The organism is Oleiphilus sp. HI0117 (assembly GCF_001635235.1).
On the sequence record NZ_LWGA01001268.1, the window covers coordinates 1 to 1,658 of the forward strand.

Annotated in this window: 3 protein-coding genes; all 3 read right to left on the bottom strand. The window is 42.8% G+C overall.

The genetic code is table 11. The annotated features are described in order from the left end of the window. Window positions 1-102 precede the first annotated feature (102 nt). Window positions 103-303, bottom strand: coding sequence for a DUF2788 domain-containing protein (locus tag A3757_RS22075; protein WP_068510295.1), 201 nt, complete (start codon window positions 301-303; stop codon window positions 103-105). Window positions 304-420: 117 nt separating this feature from the next. Next, window positions 421-1,134, bottom strand: a complete 714-nt coding sequence (locus A3757_RS22080) for a TIGR04283 family arsenosugar biosynthesis glycosyltransferase (protein WP_231875514.1) — start codon at window positions 1,132-1,134, stop codon at window positions 421-423. Then, window positions 1,118-1,658 (bottom strand): DUF3641 domain-containing protein (locus A3757_RS22085; protein WP_156506494.1); only part of this gene is annotated, 541 nt, incomplete at its 5' end. The genes A3757_RS22080 and A3757_RS22085, both read right to left, overlap by 17 nt.

Consider the following 1,658-nt stretch of genomic DNA (forward strand, 5'->3'; position numbering starts at 1 on the left):
AACGCTGCAAAAGCCTTTATTGAAGTGGCTGAATCCATTTGGGGACGGCAGGTATCAGTACAAAAAACTTAAATTGGTTAACGTACCGAGGCAATCGCACCGTTAGAGATTCATCATCTCAACAATAACTGTTTTCGCAACAAAACCAAATACCCCCAAACCAAGCGCAAAGAACAGGATAAATGTACCGAATTTACCGGCATTTGAGCGTTTAGCCAAGTCCCAAACAATATATCCCATATAAAGAATTAGCGCAGTGACCAGAACATATAACGAAATAGACTCAAACTGCTCAACACTCATGACTTTACCTCTTAACATTAATACTGTGCGAAACAAAGCGCGCGATTCTACTTGCTCTTAGCTGTTTCGTTCAAGAAAACTAATGTTAATTTAATAAGTTAGAGTATTCAGACTAGATTAGGCTCTGGTTTTATAATACTGGCGGTGAAGCTGCTCAGGTTTTGCACCAAGAAAGTATGCCGCACGTAGCCTCCACATCAATAATACGGTTTTTACTGCCCCTTCTTTTTCCCACTTGCGTGCTGAAGTAATGGCCTGATCTTTTAGGCATAAGGGCGGAGCAGAACGCTTTAAGCGTTTGCTTAACTCTATATCTTCCATTAAAGGCTGATCTGGAAAGCCGCCTACTTTCCGAAAAAGGCAGGCGCTAACAAATATCGCCTGATCTCCAGTAGCTATACCTGTAAGCCGTGAGCGAATATTGATGAACCAAGAAATTACCTTAAATATCGCGGCAGAGTTATCGAGCTGAATATCAAAGCGCCCCCAAACGGGTTCGGATGAGATTGCGCCATGTAGCATGTTAATAGCTTTACTTGGTAATACCGTATCTGCATGCAAAAACAGAAGAAGACGCCCTTGAGCTAACTCTGCACCAGCATTCTGTTGTGCGGAACGCCCACACTTTGAGCGAATTAAATGAGCATCCATATCTAGCTCACTTATAAGTGAAGAAATTATCTCGCCACTACCATCAGTACTACCGCCATCGACCAGCAGCACTTCGCAGCGCTTACTAGCGAGAGTGTTGAGCTTGCGTAATAAACGCTCAATATTTTCAGCTTCATTAAATACGGGAACAATAATACTCAGGTCAATCGAGTGCGCCACCGCAGCTACTCCCCTGTCCTGCAGTGCAACCATAGCAGTGGTCTGCCACAACTATCGTAGAACCTTCTATAGCCTGCCCTAAAATATCGCTTAGATGCATTCTATTTTTATCAGATGCTATCAATCCTCCCTCCAGTCTAAGCATTGGCATATCAAGCATCTGATTGAAATCACAATCAAACACATGGCCCTGCCAGTCAATACTTATCAAGCTGCGACACATTACCGAGGTAAGGTTTTCCTTTGCATACGACTCTTTCAATAGATCCATATAGTTATGAAATTCGCCCTTGGACAAAAGCACGCTCCCAAAGCGAGAAATAGGCATATTCGTTATTGTGAAAAGTTGGTCAAAGAGAATATCGAAATTTTCATAGAGCTCTTTTTTATAATCCTGCTCTAGCTGTTGCTGAGGAGGAGGTAGGAACGGACCACCAGGATTATAAACTAAACTCAAGGTCAAGCCGCTCCCTTCGACTCCATAACCTAGTTTGTTTAGGAGCTTTAAGCTCTTGATGCTATCT

Bases quoted from the DNA above. Each gene is read 5' to 3' on its own strand.
- A3757_RS22075 (WP_068510295.1), bottom strand. From the start codon at position 303: ATGAGTGTTGAGCAGTTTGAGTCTATTTCGTTATATGTTCTGGTCACT.